At 73.2% G+C, this 15,538-nt stretch carries 13 protein-coding genes; 7 read left to right on the top strand and 6 right to left on the bottom strand.

Translation table 11 applies throughout. From position 1 onward, the window contains the following. Positions 1-10: 10 nt before the first annotated feature. Positions 11-1,240: an SPFH domain-containing protein gene (locus SNOUR_RS19585; protein WP_376738532.1), complete on the bottom strand. Its 1,230-nt coding sequence runs from the start codon at positions 1,238-1,240 to the stop codon at positions 11-13. A 223-nt stretch (positions 1,241-1,463) separates the two neighbouring features. Here SNOUR_RS19585 and SNOUR_RS19580 point away from each other — a divergent pair, with 223 nt between their 5' ends. From SNOUR_RS19580 to SNOUR_RS19570, 3 genes are all read left to right on the top strand, one after another. After that, positions 1,464-3,125, top strand: coding sequence for an FAD-binding dehydrogenase (locus SNOUR_RS19580; RefSeq protein WP_067348901.1), 1,662 nt, complete (start codon positions 1,464-1,466; stop codon positions 3,123-3,125). Further along, entirely contained in the window at positions 3,122-3,949 is an 828-nt protein-coding gene (locus tag SNOUR_RS19575; RefSeq protein ID WP_067348899.1) for an SDR family oxidoreductase, read from the top strand. Before SNOUR_RS19580 ends, SNOUR_RS19575 begins: the two co-directional genes overlap by 4 nt. 346 nt (positions 3,950-4,295) lie before the next feature. Further along, positions 4,296-4,961 (top strand): TetR/AcrR family transcriptional regulator, encoded by a 666-nt coding sequence (locus tag SNOUR_RS19570; RefSeq protein WP_067348896.1) that lies wholly within the window; start codon positions 4,296-4,298, stop codon positions 4,959-4,961. Between the two features lie 36 nt (positions 4,962-4,997). Here SNOUR_RS19570 and SNOUR_RS19565 read toward each other — a convergent pair whose 3' ends face one another. Beyond that, entirely contained in the window at positions 4,998-6,467 is a 1,470-nt protein-coding gene (locus tag SNOUR_RS19565; RefSeq protein WP_067358533.1) for an aminopeptidase P family protein, read from the bottom strand. A 203-nt stretch (positions 6,468-6,670) separates the two neighbouring features. Next, positions 6,671-8,200 (bottom strand): PP2C family protein-serine/threonine phosphatase, encoded by a 1,530-nt coding sequence (locus SNOUR_RS19560; protein WP_079142781.1) that lies wholly within the window; start codon positions 8,198-8,200, stop codon positions 6,671-6,673. A 742-nt stretch (positions 8,201-8,942) separates the two neighbouring features. Here SNOUR_RS19560 and SNOUR_RS19555 point away from each other — a divergent pair. Together SNOUR_RS19555 and SNOUR_RS19550 are read left to right on the top strand one after the other, a co-directional pair. After that, positions 8,943-9,653: a bifunctional DNA primase/polymerase gene (locus SNOUR_RS19555; RefSeq protein ID WP_067348892.1), complete on the top strand. Its 711-nt coding sequence runs from the start codon at positions 8,943-8,945 to the stop codon at positions 9,651-9,653. A 223-nt stretch (positions 9,654-9,876) separates the two neighbouring features. Next, complete coding sequence (locus tag SNOUR_RS19550) at positions 9,877-10,467, top strand: hypothetical protein (protein ID WP_067348890.1); 591 nt, start codon at positions 9,877-9,879, stop codon at positions 10,465-10,467. Between the two features lie 237 nt (positions 10,468-10,704). Here SNOUR_RS19550 and SNOUR_RS19545 read toward each other — a convergent pair whose 3' ends face one another. After that, positions 10,705-11,673, bottom strand: a complete 969-nt coding sequence (locus tag SNOUR_RS19545; protein WP_067348888.1) for a DUF5926 family protein — start codon at positions 11,671-11,673, stop codon at positions 10,705-10,707. A gap of 150 nt (positions 11,674-11,823) precedes the next feature. Continuing rightward, a complete protein-coding gene (locus SNOUR_RS19540; RefSeq protein ID WP_312632807.1) occupies positions 11,824-12,561 on the bottom strand; it encodes an ATP-binding protein in 738 nt (245 codons plus the stop codon). Between SNOUR_RS19540 and SNOUR_RS48400 the strand changes: the two genes are divergently transcribed. Continuing rightward, on the top strand, positions 12,518-12,643 hold the full coding sequence (locus SNOUR_RS48400) for a hypothetical protein (RefSeq protein WP_312636285.1): 126 nt from the start codon (positions 12,518-12,520) through the stop codon (positions 12,641-12,643). The two genes, SNOUR_RS19540 and SNOUR_RS48400, sit on opposite strands and share 44 nt — an antisense overlap. A gap of 58 nt (positions 12,644-12,701) precedes the next feature. Here SNOUR_RS48400 and SNOUR_RS19530 read toward each other — a convergent pair whose 3' ends face one another. Beyond that, on the bottom strand, positions 12,702-13,595 hold the full coding sequence (locus SNOUR_RS19530) for a glycerophosphodiester phosphodiesterase (RefSeq protein ID WP_067348885.1): 894 nt from the start codon (positions 13,593-13,595) through the stop codon (positions 12,702-12,704). A 412-nt stretch (positions 13,596-14,007) separates the two neighbouring features. Between SNOUR_RS19530 and SNOUR_RS19525 the strand changes: the two genes are divergently transcribed. Next, a complete protein-coding gene (locus SNOUR_RS19525) occupies positions 14,008-15,498 on the top strand; it encodes a S1C family serine protease (RefSeq protein WP_067348883.1) in 1,491 nt (496 codons plus the stop codon). The last annotated feature ends 40 nt before the right edge of the window (positions 15,499-15,538 follow it).

Genomic DNA, 15,538 nt, shown 5'->3' with positions numbered 1-15,538 from the left:
TGGCGGTGGGTCACGCCTGCGGCGGCAGCGGCGGCGGGGTGGCGCGGAAGTGCTGGGCGAGCTCCGGCACGTTCTCCACCGGCTGCCATGCCCCCATGCCCTCCCGCCAGGCGAGCATGCCGGGCCGGATCGCACCCGAACCGATGTGCCCGGTGAACGTCGCGTGGTCGTAGGGGCCCTGCTGCTGCCCGTCCACGGCCACGTACCACTGGTACTGCTGCTGGCCGGGCAGCGGCGGCGGAACGGCCGCGCCGCCGGGGGCCGGCGCGGCGGGCGCCTGCTGCTGGTTCTGCTGGGGCGTGAACGCCTGCGCCATCTGCTGGCCGACGGCCATGCCGAGCCCCAGACCCATGCCCTCGCCGGCGCCGCCGGGGTTGTTCGCCGCGTCCCGGATCGCGTCCGCCGCCTGGAGGCGGGCGTAGTTGTCGACGTTGCCGAGGATGCCCATGCGGCTGCGGGCGTCGATGGCCTGCTCGACCTCGGGCGGCAGCGAGATGTTCTCGATGATGAACTTCGGGATCGCGATGCCGTGCGACGCCGCCAGCTCGTCGGTCAGCCCCTTGGCCAGCCGGTCGCCGAGCTCGGCCTGGCGCGCGGCGAGGTCGAGCATGGGGATGCCCGAGCTGGCCAGCAGCGTGCCGAGCCGTCCCACGATCAGCTGCCGCAGGTACTCCTCGACCTCTTCGGTGCGGAACTGCGGGTCGGTGCCGGCGAGTTCGGTGATCAGCCTGGCGGGGTCGGACACCCGCGCCGCGTAGCCGCCGAACGCCCGCAGCCGCACCATGCCGAACTCCGGGTCCCGCACCGTGACCGGGTTCTGCGTGCCCCACTTCAGGTCCGTGAACTGCCGGGTGGTGACGAAGTAGACCTCCGCCTTGAACGGCGAGTGGAAGCCGTACTTCCAGCCCTGGAGCGTGGACAGGATCGGCAGGTTCCCCGTCTGCAGCTCGTGCATGCCCGGCGCGAAGACGTCCGCGATCCGGCCCTGGTTGACGAAGACGGCGACCTGCGACTCGCGCACGATGAGCTTGGCGCCCATCTTGATCTCGTTCTCGTAGCGCGGGAAGCGCCAGACGATCGTGTCCCGACTGTCGTCGGTCCACTCGATGATGTCGATGAATTCGCCGCGTACGCGGTCCATGAAGCCCACGACAGGTCCCCCTGTTCGCTCCGGACGCCCGGCCGGGCCGCTGCCGGCGGTGGCGATGACGGAGTACGTCCACTCAGATGTCCACGTCATAGTAGAAGCCGGTCCCCGAGGTGTCCCGCAGCGGTGCGGACGAGGCGCACCGGGGCGGCCGGCCGGCGATCGGCCTCCGGCGGTCCTTGTTGCGGCACCGGCGCATCGGATACGTTCCTGTATCGGTTGTTACGGGCATGGACGCGACAAGGCTGTCGGGTGTCGACGGCCGCCGCGGGACCGTAGAGGAGCTCCCCATGAGCGAGCGCAACGAGGTGGCCGTATGAGCGACGACGCCGACGTCATCGTCGTAGGAGCCGGGCTGGCCGGGCTGGTCGCCACCTACGAACTCACCCGTGCGGGGCGCCGGGTGCTCGTCGTCGACCAGGAGAGCGAGGCCAACCTCGGCGGCCAGGCGTTCTGGTCGCTGGGCGGGCTGTTCCTGGTCGACAGCCCCGAGCAGCGGCGGGCCGGCATCAAGGACTCGCCCGAACTCGCGCTGTCCGACTGGCTGGATTCGGCCGGCTTCGACCGGGACCGCGAGGACCACTGGCCCCGGCAGTGGGCGCAGGCGTACGTGCACTTCGCCGCCGGCGAGAAGCGTCGCTACCTGTACGACCTCGGGCTGCGGCTGACCCCCACCGTCGGCTGGGCCGAGCGCGGCGCCGGCCTGGCGACCGGGCACGGCAACTCCGTCCCCCGCTTCCACCTCACCTGGGGCACCGGCCCGGAGGTCGTCCGGGTCTTCGCCGAGCCGGTGCGGGCCGCGGCCGAGCGCGGGCTGGTGGTCTTCCGGCACCGGCACCGGGTCGACGAACTGATCGTGGAGGACGGCGCGGCGGTCGGGGTGCGCGGCACCACGCTGGTGCCCTCGGACCTTCCGCGCGGGGTGGCCTCGGCGCGCGAGGCGGCGGGCGAGTTCGCGTTCCGGGCGCAGGCGGTGGTGGTGACCTCCGGCGGCATCGGCGGCAATCAGGAACTGGTCCGCGGGAACTGGCCGGTGGACCGGCTCGGCCCGGCCCCCAAGTCGATGATCACCGGCGTGCCCGCCTACGTGGACGGGCGGATGCTCCAGATCACCGAACGGGCCGGCGGCTCGCTGGTCAACCGCGACCGGATGTGGCACTACACCGAGGGCATCAAGAACTGGGACCCGATCTGGCCCGACCACGCGATCCGGATCATCCCCGGCCCGTCGTCGCTGTGGCTGGACGCCACCGGCCGGCGGCTGCCCGCGCCGCTCTTCCCCGGCCACGACACCCTGGCCACCCTGCGCCACATCGTGCACACCGGACACGACCACACCTGGTTCCTCCTGACCCGTTCCATCGTGGAGAAGGAGTTCGCGCTCTCCGGCTCGGAGCAGAACCCGGACATCACCGGCAAGGACCTCAAGCTCGCGCTGGCACGGGTGAAGAAGGGCGCGCCCGGCCCGGTCCAGGCGTTCCTGGACCGCGGGGAGGACTTCGTCGTCCGGCGCACGCTGCGCGAACTGGTCGCCGGAATGAACGCGCTGGAGCCGTCGACCCCCCTCGACTACGCGACGGTCGAACGGGAAGTGGTGGCCCGCGACCGGGCGGTGGCCCACCCCTACTCCAAGGACCTCCAGCTGATGGCGGTGCGCAACGCCCGCGCGTACTGGCCGGACAAGCTGACCCGGGTCGCCAAGCCGCACCGGCTGCTCGACCCGGCGCACGGCCCGCTGATCGCGGTCCGGCTGCACCTGCTGACCCGTAAGACGCTGGGCGGCCTGGAGACCACCTTGGACTCGCAGGTGGTCCGGCCGGACGGCACGCCCTTCGACGGGCTGTACGCGGCCGGGGAGGTCGCCGGCTTCGGCGGTGGCGGGGTGCACGGCTACAACGCCCTGGAGGGCACCTTCCTGGGCGGCTGCATCTTCTCCGGCCGCGCGGCCGGGCGGGCGCTGGCCCGGAGCCTGGCGTGACCGGCCCGGCGACCGGCGGCGGCAGCGGGCGCGGGCGCACCGCGCTGGTGACCGGCGCCTCCTCCGGCATCGGCGCCGCGGTGGCCGCGGCGCTCGTCGCCCGCGGCCACCGCGTCCTGGGGACCAGCCGTGACCCCTCGGCGGTCGCCGCGCCGCTGCCCGGCGTCGAGTACCTCCCGCTCGACCTGGCGGACGACGCGGGCATCGAGGCGTGCGCCGCCGCCGCGGGCCCGGTCGACGTGCTGGTCAACAACGCCGGCGAGAGCCAGAACGGCCCCTTCGAAGAGCTCCCGATGGCCGCGGTCCGCCGGCTCTTCCAGTTGAACGTCTTCGGCGCCGTGCGGCTCACCCAGCTCGTCCTGCCCGGGATGCGGGAGCGCGGCCACGGCCGGGTGGTGATGATCGGCTCCATGCTGGCCAGCTTCCCGCTCGCCTACCGCTCCTCCTATGTGGCCTCCAAGGCCGCGCTCAAGGGCTTCGCGGACGCCGCCCGGCGGGAGTTCGCGCCCCACGGCGTGGCGCTCAGCACCGTCGAGCCGGGCTCGATCGCCACCGGCATCAGCGCCCGGCGCACCCACTACGTGGCCGACGGCTCGCCGTTCGCGGACGAGTACCGGACGATGCTGGCCGCCCTCGACGCCAACGAGGCGCGCGGCATCCCGCCGGAGAAGGTCGCCGCCACCGTCCTGAAGGCGGTCGAGGCGGCCCGGCCCCGGCCGCACTACGCGGTCGGCAGCAACGCCCCCGCGGTCTTCCTGCTGCGGCGGCTGCTGCCCGACGCGGCGGTGGAGCGGATGGTGGCCCGCAGGCACGGGCTGCGCTGAGCGGGTCCGGCCGTCGTTCCGGCCCGCGGGCGGACGGGGCGACGCCGGGGCGTGAGCGGAGCTGTACCGAGCGCAGCCGACGGGATGACGGACCGGGCCGGATCGGGCAAGTCGGGAGAGCGGGAAAGGCCGCAAAAATGGCCGGAATTCGGCCTTGAAAAGGTGGGCTGCGCGGTCTCGCGGTGGGAGGACCTCCCCCGCGGCGTCCCCTCTTCCAGCGAGACCAGCGCGGCACCACGATTAACGCGAAGTAGCTCGCGTTAATCTGTCCTGGACAATACTTGGCCAGAACCCGCACTGCAATCCGCGCTGCGATCCGCACCTCGACCCCCGCAACGGAGCCGCTGTGACGACCGCGCACCAGGCCCCGGGCGAGACCCGCCCCGGAGGACGTACGGCACGCACCCGCCGAGCCGTACTGGACGCCGTCTTCGAGGAGTTGGGCGAGGACGGCTTCGCCACGCTGACCATGGAGCGGGTCGCCCAGCGCTCCGGGGTGCACCTCGCGACGCTCTACCGCCGCTGGCGCAGCGTCGACAAGATCGTCTGCGAGCTGCTGACCGACATGAGCAGTGGGGTGCCGCTGCCGGACACCGGCACCCTCCCCGGCGACCTGCGGGCGCTGGCCCACGGCATAGCGCGGTTCTACGGGGCCGCCCGGGCCCGCGGCCTGATCGAGGCGGTGGTCGCCGCCGCGGCCCGCGACCCCCAGGCCGCGACCGCGCTGCGGGACTTCTTCGACGAGCGGCTGGTCCTCGCCGGGGCGATGGTGGTGCGCGCCGTCGAGCGCGGCGAACTGCCCGAGGACACCGACCCCAAGGCCGTGATGGCGGCGCTCGGCGCGCCCTTCTACTACCAGATCCTGATCGCCCGTCGCCCCGTGGAGCCCGCGCTCGCCGAGTCGGCCGCCCTCGCCGTCTGGGCCGCGGCCCGCGCCGGTGCGTACGGCACCGGGGGTGGCGGGCGGAGCGGCGGCGCGGAAGACGCCGGCGCGCTGGGGCGGGCGGACTGAGCCACCCGCCCCGGCGCGCCGGTCACGCGTCGGGGCCTACTTGCCGAGCAGCCCCGCCATCCATGCCTCGACCTCGTCCGACCGGCGCGGCAGCGCCGCCGACAGATTGCGGTTGCCGCTCTCCGTCACCAGGATGTCGTCCTCGATCCGGACACCGATGCCGCGGTACTCCTCGGGCACCGTCAGGTCGTCCGCCTGGAAGTACAGGCCGGGCTCGACGGTCAGCACCATGCCGGGCTCCAGGGTGCCGTTGACGTAGCTGTCGGTGCGCGCCGCGGCGCAGTCGTGGACGTCCAGGCCGAGCATGTGGCCGGTGCCGTGCAGGGTCCAGCGGCGCTGCAGCCCCAGCTCCAGGACGCGCTCCACCGGTCCCTCGACCAGGCCCCACTCCACCAGCTTCGCGGCGAGCACCCGCTGGGCGGCGTCGTGGAAGTCACGGAACGCGGCGCCCGGCTTCACCGCCGCGATGCCGGCCTCCTGGGCCTCGTACACCGCGTCGTAGATCTTGCGCTGGAAGTCGGTGTAGCGGCCGTTGATCGGCAGGGTGCGGGTGACGTCGGCGGTGTAGAGCGTGGTGGTCTCCACGCCCGCGTCCAGCAGCAGCAGGTCGCCGGAGCGGACCGCGCCGTCGTTGCGGACCCAGTGCAGGGTGGTGGCGTGCGGGCCGGCGGCGCAGATGGAGCCGTAGCCGACGTCGTTGCCCTCGACCCGGGCGCGCAGGAAGAAGGTGCCCTCGATGTAGCGCTCGCTGGTCGCCTCGGCCTTGTCCAGGACCTTGACCACGTCCTCGAAGCCGCGCGCCGTCGAGTCGACGGCCTTCTGCAGCTCGGCGACCTCGAAGTCGTCCTTCACCAGGCGGGCCTCGGAGAGGTACACCCGCAGCTCTTCGTCCCGCTCCGCGGTGACCTTGTCGTGCAGCGCCTGCTCGATGGTCGCGTCGTGGCCGCGGACGACCCGGACCGGGCCGGTGGCCTCCTTGAGCAGCTCGGACAGCTCGCGGACGTCCTTGCAGGGGACGCCGAGCAGCGCCGCGGACTCGTCGAGGCTGTTGCGGCGGCCGACCCACAGCTCGCCCATCCCGTTCAGCCAGAACTCGCCGTTCTCGCGGTTGGAGCGGGGCAGGCGGTAGAGCGTGGCGTCGTGGCCGTCGGCCGGGGTGTCGCGGGGCTCCAGGACGAGCACGCTGCCGTCGGTCTGGTCACCGGTGAGGTAGACGTACTCGGTCGCGGCCCGGAAGGAGTACTCGGTGTCGTTGGAGCGGGTCTTCAGCAGGCCCGCGGGGACCACCAGGCGCTCGCCGGGGAAGCGCGCGGAGAGCGCGGCGCGGCGACGGGCGGCGTGCGGCGCCTGCTCGATCGGCTCCAGGTCGTGCAGCTCGGTGTCGGCCCAGCCGCTCTTCATGTTCTCGGCGAGCTCATCCGAAACGCCCGGGTACAGGCCGTTCTTGCGCTGCTTGATCGGCTGCTCTTCCTCGTCCGGGGTCTCCGGAGTCAGCTCGTCGGTCACCATGCCTCCTTTTAAGGCTTTTCAGACTGAACCGCATTCCATCGTAAGTGCGAGCGGGAATCGGTCCAGGGGTCGGTGGCCACGAGCTGTCCGGGAGCACGGGGAAAGGGGGTGGGTGCCGCCGCACCCACCCCCTGTGACCTGCGGTTACGCCGTTACAGGCGCTACTCCGCTATGCCGCTGTTCGTCGAAGTGCTATGCCGCTACTCCTCGAAGTACGCCGCGAGCAGGACCACGTCCTCCTCGGAGGCGGGGTCGTCCAGGCCCTGCGGCAGCATGGCCCGCACGATGTGGTCCACCACCGCCTCCGGGTCGTGCCGACTGGCCCGGGGGACGCCGGCCGCCGCGGAGTGCAGACGGGCGAAGGCCCGGTCCATCGGCTCGCCGGTGCGGTGCAGCAGCCCGTCGCTGTAGAGGAGCACGGTCTCGCCGCAGGCCGGTTCGATCTCCACGCTGGGCGCCTCCCAGCAGGCCAGCATGCCCAGCGGCGCGGAGAGCGAGGTCTCCACGAACTCCGCCCGCAGATCGCCGAGGACCAGCGGCGGACAGTGGCCGGCGCCGGCCAGCATCATCTTGCGCGGCGCCGGCCCCCCGATCCCGGCCGGCATCGGGGCCCCGCCGGCCCCGCCGGGCCCGCCGGACTCGCCCGACGGCCGCTCGGTGAAGGCGAACAGCGCGGTGGCGCTGCGGGCCGGCTCGGTCAGCCGCATCAGCAGTTCGAGGTCGGAGAGGACCGCGACCGGGTCCTCGCCCTCCATGACGGCGTACGCGCGCAGCGAGGCCCGCAGCCGTCCCATGGCGGCCACCGCGCTCGGCCCGGCCCCGGTGACCGAGCCCACGGCCAGGCCCAGCGCGCCGTCCGGCAGTGGCAGCGCGTCGTACCAGTCGCCGCCGCCGCGCGGCCCGGCGGCGTGCCGCACCGCGAGCCGGACGCCGGGGATCCGCGGCAGCCGGCTGGGCAGCAGTTCTTCGCGGAGGGTGCGGGCGGCCTGCCGGCTGCGGTGGAGTTCGAGGAGTCGTGCGAGGTGCTCGGCGGCGTGCGCACGGTAGAGGCCGACGAGGTGGCGCCGGCGGTCGCCGGGCTCGGCCGGTTCGTCGTAGAGCCAGACCGCGGCGCCGAGCCGGCCGACCGGGCCGGCGGTGAGCGGTACGGCGTAACTGGCGGCGTAGCCGAGGCGGGCGGCGACCTCGCGCAGGCGGGGGTCGAGGTCCTTCTCCCCGGGGATGTCCGGCTCGGCGATCTCGGTACGGGCCTCGGCGTCGTCGCCCGCGCCGGGCTCGGGGAGGCCGTCCAGTATCCGTGCGTACGACAGGGCGCGGCGCGGCACGGTCTCGATGTGGCCGATCTCGGCGTGGCCCAGGCCCAGGCCGACGGTGGTCTCCGGGCCGAGTCCGTCCTGGGGCGCCAGGACGACCAGCCCGCGGCGGGCGCCGACGAGGAAGGCGCCGGCCCGCAGCAGTTCGCGGAGCGCGTCCTCCAAGGTGCGGGTGCGGGCGAGCTGTTCGGTGAGGTCGTGCAGGGTGCTGAGGTCGGAGATCCAGCCGGCCAGCCGGTCCTGGACGGCGGCGATCCGGTCCACGGTGGAGAGGTCGGCGGCGCCGGACGGGTCGTCAGCGGTGGTTTCGGAGGCGGATTCGGCGGAAGCGGGTGTCGCGCGCGGGTCGGTAGTGTGCGCGGGAGCGGGAAGCGCTGGTTCGATTCCAGCCACTTTCGGGAGGTGCGGGGCGCTCATGGCCGACAACCCACGTCGCGCCCGGCAAATCCCCAGGTCAGGCCGCGATGTGGCAGGGAGTGCGGCGTTTTGTTGAGTGATGTTGTGCGGTACGGCTGTCCGCTCAATTTCCTCAATAGCATCGCAAACCCCCATGTCATGCTGCTCCGCTATCAATGCCTCCACATGTACACGCACCAGTGATGTGATGTCCAGCACTGTCCCCTTGGGGTTTGTGGTGTCAGCGAGGTCTGTAGATTGGCCTGAAAACAGCCCCCCGGGCGTCAATTTGAGGTCTGCTGGCGGCGATCAGCAGCGCGTCATATCCACCGTGGCGGGTACGTACTCGGATAGGTGCGGGGGTAGTTGGGGCCGCACCGGAACTCTCCGGCCGGCACCGGCGTCCTATACGGCGACCACCGCGACGCACTCCCCAGTGGCGGGATGGCACCACCGGAAGCGCAAGCGCCATGCGCGCGCCACCCTCCGCCACGTTCCACGCCCGGTGTACGGCGTGATGCGCTGCCTCGTACACGCGGTGACCAGAGCGCCGTGTGTGGTGATCGAGCGCGAAGGACCTCCGGGTCGCACCACCAGGCCGGCCACGACTGCACGACCGGACCGCAGCACCACCCCGCACCAGCCCGGAGCAGTACAACCGCAGTTGCGAACGGCATGCACCAACGATGTCCCAGCGCATCGGCATGCAGTGCGAAGGACGTGACGGACCAGCCCTCGGTGTAACGGAAAGGAACGAGCGCTCATGCGCGAGATCCTCGGAAGGCGACGCAAGCCCCTGTTCCGGCGCAGCGGGAGGTCGGCGCTGCTCGGTGCGGCGCTCCATTGCGCCACCGAGTGGCAGTGGCCCGTCCTCCCGGGCGTCGGACTGCGGCCAGCCGGCCGACAGCCGGCCGGCGGTCGGCTCGGCCTCGGCGAGCGGGCGCCCCGCCGCTGCAACTGCCCCGACGCCGACTGCGTGGTGCCGGGTGCCCACCCCTTCGACCCCGGACTGCTGGCGGCGACCACCGACGCCCGTATGGTCCGCTGGTGGTGGACCAACCGTCCGGACGCGCCGATCGTCCTGGCGACCGGTGGCCGGGCGCCGTGCGCGGTGAGCCTGCCGGCCGTCGCGGGCGCCCGCGCGCTGGCCGCGCTGGACCACTTCGGCGTCCGCACCGGCCCCGTGGTGGCCACCCCGACCCGCTGGTCGCTGCTCGTATCGCCGTACGGGCTGCCGGAGTTGGGCGAGCTGCTCAGCTCCCAGGACTGGGTGCCCAGCTCGCTGCGGTTCCACGGCGAGGGCGGCTACCTCGTCCTGCCGCCGTCCCCGACCGGCGCCGGCAAGGTCCGTTGGGAGCGCCCGCCGGCGACCAGTCGGGCCGCGCCCTGGCTGCCGAAGGTGGCCACGATCGTCGACGCGCTGGTGACGGCGAGCACCAGCACCCCCGACGGCGGCAGCCGGCTCGCCTACTGAGCCGCTGCTCGCGGACGACGACGGGTGGCCGGAAAGCGCGCATATCCGGTTCACCCGTAAGGGTATGAGCTGTCCCGATATCTACAGGAATCGCGTGCGCGGGCACCCGGTGTCACCCCCGGCGCCCGATAGGTTCGGCACACCGTCCGCCAGGCCGCGAACGGTGCTTCCCCGGCATTTCTCCCCCCTCCCGCATTCCTCGTAACTCTCGCAAGTGGGTCCCATGCAGCGTGCGCGGATTCTCCGCCTGACCGGGCTCGCCGGCACCGCCGTGCTCGCCCTCGCCGTTCCTCTGGCCGCCGCGACGGCCGGCCCGGCGGACTCCCTCCTCCCGCCGGGGGCGCCGGACGCCCCCGATGCCCCGAGGGCACCCGCCGGCACGGTCACCGACCCGCTCACCGGCCTCGCCCTCCCGCTCCTCCCCGGTGCCGGGCGCACCGCCTCCGCCGCCCCCGCGCCCCGCGCCACCCACTGCGGCCCCGAACTCACCTCCCAGGAAGGGATCACGGCCCAGACCTGTGTGCTCACCGAGGGCGGCCGCACCTGGGCGCGCACCTTCTTCCGGAACTCCACGGGTGACCCGCTGCGCGCCGCGTTGACGTTGCTGCGCCCGGACGGCCGGAGCGTCCAGACGGAGTGCGCGGTGCCGGCGGACGGGGCGCCGGGCGAGTGCGAGACGCCGGACGGCCCGACGGTGGGCGGGGCACGGCTGCCGTACGGCGCGGTGGCGGAGTTCACCGACGCGGCGGGGGAGCGGCTGCTGCTGCGCTCCAGCGGCAACTGGACGCCGGGCGGCGGGAGTTCGGGGAGATGAGGGCCCGGCTGCGACGGGGCGGCGGGGCGACGTCGGACGGACCGCGTCCGGACATGGAAGCGCCCGGTCGCTGGCGACGGGGGATGCACCAGCGACCGGGCTCTTAGAACCGTAACAAGAGATCGGCGGTTCGCAAATTCGATCGTGGAATTCCGGACGCGTATTTATCGGCACGTACCCGGAGTTGCCGCGGATCTTGTGACGGGCGTCACGTCTGCGGGCGATTCGGGCGGGCGGTCAGCTCAGGGTGATCTGACGGTTGGTGAGCCCGCCGCGGGCCCGGCGCTCCTCGGCGGTCAGCGGGGTGTCCGTGGCGAGCGCCTTGGCCAGCCGCTCCTGGAAGGCGGCGGCCGGCTCGGCGATCTCGTCGGCGCCCATCGAGGACGGCAGGTCCCACACCGGGACGATCAGGCCGTGCGCCCGGAACGAGCCCACCAGCCGGGTGCCTTCGACCAACGAGGAGGTGCCGGCGGCGTGCAGCCGGGCGAGCGCGTCGAGCAGCTGCTCCTCGGGGTGCGCGGTGACCCAGCGCAGGTGGTTCTTCTCCGGGGCCTCGCACCAGTACGCGCCCTCCAGGCCGGGAATCCGGGCGGTCGGGATGGCCGCGGCGTTGGCCCGCTCCAGGGAGGCGGCGACCTCGCCGGTGGCGTTCTCGGCGTTCTCCACCCAGAACTCGAAGCCGGTGTGGACGGTCGGCTCAAAAGGTGCGTTCAGGTCCAGCAGATCCTGTAGGCGCGGCCCGTCGACGGGGGCCCGCCCGGCGACGACCGGGTGGCCGGGCTCGGTCACCAGCGCCCGCTGGAGGGTGTCGGCGAGGTCCCGGCTGATGTCGCCGGACGCGGTGTCGTTCTGCAGCCCGAGCAGCACCGCGCCGTTGTCCCGGCGCAGCGCGGGCCAGGCCATCGGGAGCACGGTCGCCAGCGTCACCGACGGGACGCCCTCGGGCAGGCCGCCCTTGAGCGTCAACGGCGCGGTGGCGGCGGGCACCAGCTCGCGCAGCGCCACCCAGTCGCACTCGCCGGGCAGCCCCTCGAACGGGCGCCGCACCAGTTCGGTGGCGGCGTGTGCGGCCTGCCGGCCGTGGCACGCCTTGTAGCGGCGGCCGGAACCACACGGACAGGGCTCGCGGGCGCCGACCACCGGCACCTCGCCGTCCTTGATCTGTACTGCTGCGGCGCGGGGCTGGGGACGGCGCTTCTTGGCCATGGCGACGGTGTCTCCTGGTGGTTCCTGGTCGTACGGACGCGTTCCGGCGCGAGCCTAAAGGAGACCGGTGCCCGGGGCGCCACCAACAGCGCCGTAAGCGTCGCGAGTACGTCAGGGCGAGTGTGCGGGGGCGGGGGGCCGCTCCCTCCGCTACGGCAACTCGTCGAGTTCCGCGAAGGCCAGGCCCGGCGTGCCCCGGGCCGGGCCGCGGCCGGTCCGGGCCGGGCGGACGGTGCCGGTGCGCGGGCCCTTCCGCAGCGAGAGCGGACGGCCGGCGGCCAGCTCGGGCGTCCGGTCGGTCGCCAACTCGGCCGTCAGGTCGGCCGTCAGATCCACGCGCGTAGCGAACGCGCCTTGAAGGGAGAGTGCGGCCCAGACCGTCACCTCGCCGGGCACGGTGTCGCGGACGCCCCAGTCCTTGGCGAGCGAGCGGATGATGGCCAGCCCGCGGCCGCCGCGGGCGGTGACGGACGGCGTGGCCGGAATCGGGCGGGTCGGGCCGCCGCCGTCGGTGACCGCGATGATCAGTCGGCCCTGACCGTCGATGCGCCAGGAGGCGCGCACGGCGGCGAAGGGGCCGCCGGAGACGGACTGCCGCGCCCCGCCTGACGCACCATCGGACGCGCGGCCCGCCGCGGGATCCGACGACAGGGAGCCCGACGACACGGAATCCGGCGAGCGGTCCTCGTATATCGGACGCGCATGGCGACACGCATTGCTCAGTAGTTCCGACAGGACCAGGATCGCGTCATCGACGACGCTGTCCTGAACTCCCCTTGCCGACAGCTCTTCTCGCATGCGCCGCCTGGCCATGCCGACACCCGCTGGACCATGGGGTACGGCCATGATCGACGACGTCGGCACCTCTTGTGCCACCACCAACGCCACCCCCGAGACCTCCTTTGCCCCACGCCACGGGATGGATGCCCCAATGGACTGGACCGGAAACCGGCCAACCGGCACGCAGTGACGCACTCGACACCGTCACATACGGGCCGAATGCGCCGGTGCACACCCTGTGATGAGCCTTACCTAAGGCCGAGTTGGTTTCGTACCTGCTTGGGGCGGTTCGTGATGATTGCGTCGACGCCGAGGTCGCGGCACATCTCCACGTCGGCCTCTTCGTTGACCGTCCAGACATGGACCTGGTGGCCCGCCCGGTGTGCCCTGGCGACGTACTCCGGGTGCGCGCGGAGGATCCGTACGCCGGGGCCGGCGATGCGGACACCGGGCGGCAGCCGGCCGTCACGGTGACGGGGGGTGAGGAACTGCATCAGATAGACGCCGGGGATGTCCGGTGCGGCGGCCCGTACGCGGTGCAGGGAGCGCGCGGAGAAGCTCATGACGCGGACCGGCGGCGTCCAGTTGGGGGTGGCCGGTTTCGTATGGCCGAAGCGGGCGAGCAGCTCGACCAACCGCTCCTCCACCTGCCCGGCCCAGCGGGTCGGATGCTTCGTCTCGATGGCCAGCTCGACCCGCCGGTTCGCGTCCGCGACCAGCTCCAGCAGCCGCTCCAGGGTCAGTACGGACGTCCGCTCGGCGTTCTCCTGCTGCCAGTCCGGTTCCTCGCCCGCGTCCACCGGCCGGCCGTCGACCCGCGCCACGTCCTCCAGTACGCCCCTTCCCTCCAGGACGTCCTTCCAGGAGCCGAAGTCCAGCGCGGCGAGGTCGGACAGCTCCAGCGCCGAGACCGCCCCGCGCCCGTTGGACGTGCGGTTCACCCGCCGGTCGTGGACACAGACCAGATGTCCGTCCGCGGTCAGGCGGACATCGCACTCCAGGGCGTCCGCACCGTCCTCGATCGCCTTCCGGTAGGCGGCCAGGGTGTGCTCCGGCGCGTCCTCGGACGCGCCGCGGTGGGCGACGACGGCGATGGCGGGCCGACCTGCTCGGGCGTCCTCGGCGGGGCGTGGGTGGGTCACCGCGTCATCGTCCCATCCGCCGTCCCCGGCCCGCCCGCGAGAAGATCCACGGCTTGGCGCGGCCGTCTGTCACGTCGGCGCTATGTCACCCAATCGCCGCATATGGTGCATTTAATGCCGTCTGCCCTGCAACGTGGGGAATAAGTCACAGGTTCGGCTTACGGTGCCCTGACGGGCCGTGCGGAAGGCTTGGGAATGCTGGGCGGGGACGATGGGCCCGGGCGGCGAGCCGCGCGGCCGGCCCCGAGCGGGCCGCCGGACCACCGCGGGACCACCACCGGGACGGCCGGGACTCGCCCGGAGCGGCGGGATCGCGGATGCTGGAGTACCGCGGGATCCCGGATGCTGGAATACCGGGGTCCGGTCTCCCGGGCCGGCACCCGCCGTGAAGCACGCGACTGAGGAGAGAGCTGTGAGCACCGAGAACGAGGGAGCCGGCGTCCCGTCGGAGGTCAAGTCGCCGACCGGACCGCAGCCGGACAGCGCTCCCGCGCCCGCCTCCGGCGAACGGTCTCAGGACGCCCCGACCGCGCCGGCCGCGCCTCCCACGGCGCCCCCGCCGCCGGACTACGCCCCGCAGGCCGCCGACGCCGCCCCCGGCCCGGCCGACCACGACCGGACGCAGCCGCTCCCCCCGACCCCGGCCGCGCACCCGGCTCCGCCCGCCACCCCCTCCGCCCCGTATGCCGCGTCCGGGCACGGTCCGGCCGGTGGCTGGGGCGCGCCCCCGCCCGGCGGCGGTGACCCGTGGGCGGTGCCCGGGCACCAGCCGGTCCCGCAGAAGCGCAACGGCGGCCTGATCGCCGCGGTGCTGGTCGCCGCGCTGGTCGCGGGCGGCGTCGGCGGCGGCATCGGCTACTGGGCCGCGGGCCGCAACGACGGCTCCTCGACGACGGTCTCCGCCTCCGGCGACCCCGAGGCGCTCAACCGCAAGCCCACCTCCGTCTCCGGGATAGCGCAGCGGGCGCTGCCCAGCGTCGTGACCATCGAGGCGCAGGGCGCCAGCGGCGACGGCGGCACCGGCACCGGCTTCGTCTACGACAAGCAGGGCCACATCCTCACCAACAACCACGTGGTCGCCAGCGCGGCCGACGGCGGCCGGCTCACCGCGACGTTCTCCAACGGCAAGAAGTACGACGCCGAGGTCATCGGGCACGCCCAGGGCTACGACGTCGCCGTGATCAAGCTCAAGAACGCCGCCGGCGCCACGCTCAACCCGCTGCCGCTGGGCAAGTCCGCCAACGTCCAGGTCGGCGACGCCACGATCGCCATCGGCGCGCCCTTCGGCCTGTCCGGCACGGTCACCACCGGCATCATCAGCGCCAAGGACCGCCCGGTGGCCTCCAGCGACGGCGGCGGCAGCAGCGCCTCGTACATGAGCGCCCTGCAGACCGACGCGTCGATAAACCCCGGCAACTCCGGCGGTCCGCTGCTGGACGCCGGCGGCAACGTCATCGGCATCAACTCCGCGATCCAGTCGGCCGGCAACGGCGGTGGGATGGGTGGCGACTCCGGCCAGGCCGGCAGCATCGGCCTGGGCTTCGCGATCCCCATCGACCAGGCGAACCGGGTGGCGCAGGACCTGATCAAGACGGGTCAGCCGGTCTATCCGCAGATAGGCGTCCAGGTCGGCATGCGGGAGAGCGGCGACGGCGCGACGATCGCCCAGACCGGCAACAACGGCAGCGAGGCGGTGACCGCGGGCGGCCCCGCCGACAAGGCGGGCCTGAAGCCCGGCGACACCATCACCAAGCTCGACGACACCATCATCGACAGCGGCCCGACCCTCATCAGCGAGATCTGGCAGCACAAGCCCGGTGACCGCGTCACCCTCACCTTCAAGCGGGGCGGCAAGGAGCACACCACCCAGGTCACCCTGGGACAGCGCACGGGCGACAAGTGACGCGCTAGTCTGATCCCCGCGACACCGCACTCCGGTGCCG

Origin of the sequence: Streptomyces noursei ATCC 11455 (assembly GCF_001704275.1) — a bacterium.
GTDB lineage: Bacteria > Actinomycetota > Actinomycetes > Streptomycetales > Streptomycetaceae > Streptomyces > Streptomyces noursei.
The sequence above is the reverse complement of the archived record's forward strand: the minus strand, read 5'-3'. Positions and strand labels throughout refer to the sequence as shown.